Genomic DNA, 913 nt, shown 5'->3' with positions numbered 1-913 from the left:
TTGAGGGGTTAAGGCTCCCAGTAGACGACTGGGTTGATAGGCCAGATGTGGAAGCCCGGTAACGGGTGGAGCTGACTGGTACTAATAGGCCGAGGGCTTGTCCTCAGTTGCTCGCGTCCACTGTGTTGTTCCCGGGTTGCGAACAGTTATCGCACCGGTTGAACAGCGTCACTAACTTAATTGAAAAGTGTGCTTGTTCGCTAGAACCCGATAGGGTTTCGGTGGTCATTGCGTTAGGGAAACGCCCGGTTACATTCCGAACCCGGAAGCTAAGCCTTTCAGCGCCGATGGTACTGCAGGGGGGACCCTGTGGGAGAGTAGGACGCCGCCGAACAATCTTTGAAGGACCCTTGGTCCCAGCGTTCAACGCTGGGACCAAGGGTCCTTTTTGTTTTTCCGAAGCGCGTCGGGTGTCCGGCTGCGCGAGAATGTCTGTAGTACCCGATGACAGGAGCAGCACCCATGTCCACCAACTCTCCCGACGATCGTTCGGAGCGCGAGCCGCGTCGCCGGGACGGCGGTGACCGGGGCGGCTTCAGCGGCGGTCGTGACGACCGGTCGGGCGGCCCGCGCCGGGACAACGACCGTGGCGGAAACCGTCGTGATGACAGCCGGCCCACCGGTGGTGGCGGTTTCCGTCGTGATGACAGCCGGCCTACCAGTGGTGGCGGTTTCCGTCGTGATGACAGCCGGCCTACGAGCGGCGGCGGAGGCTTCCGCCGTGACGACCGCGACCGTGATCGTGCACCGCGTCGCGATGACAACCGTGGCGGCTCGTCGTCCGGTGGCGGCTTCCGTCGTGACGACAGCCGTGGCGGCTCGACCGGCGGCGGTTTCCGTCGCGATGACAGCCGTGGCGGTTCGTCTTCGGGTGGTGGGTTCCGTCGTGATGACCGGGCTCCGCGTCGGGATG

General features: G+C 63.6%; 2 rRNA genes and 1 pseudogene. 2 read left to right on the top strand and 1 reads right to left on the bottom strand.

Annotated features, from left to right (window positions below):
• Window positions 1–105: ribosomal RNA gene (locus E6R60_RS36450) — 23S ribosomal RNA — on the top strand; the annotation flags it as partial.
• A 112-nt stretch (window positions 106–217) separates the two neighbouring features.
• Window positions 218–334 (top strand): 5S ribosomal RNA (gene rrf, locus E6R60_RS36445).
• Between the two features lie 29 nt (window positions 335–363).
• Here rrf and E6R60_RS37900 read toward each other — a convergent pair.
• Window positions 364–913: pseudogene (locus E6R60_RS37900) on the bottom strand (hypothetical protein); the annotation flags it as partial.

Source organism: Streptomyces sp. A0642, assembly GCF_004795105.1.
Lineage (GTDB): Bacteria > Actinomycetota > Actinomycetes > Streptomycetales > Streptomycetaceae > Streptomyces.
Note: the sequence above shows the minus strand (reverse complement) of the source record. Positions and strands in the feature narration are given on the sequence as shown.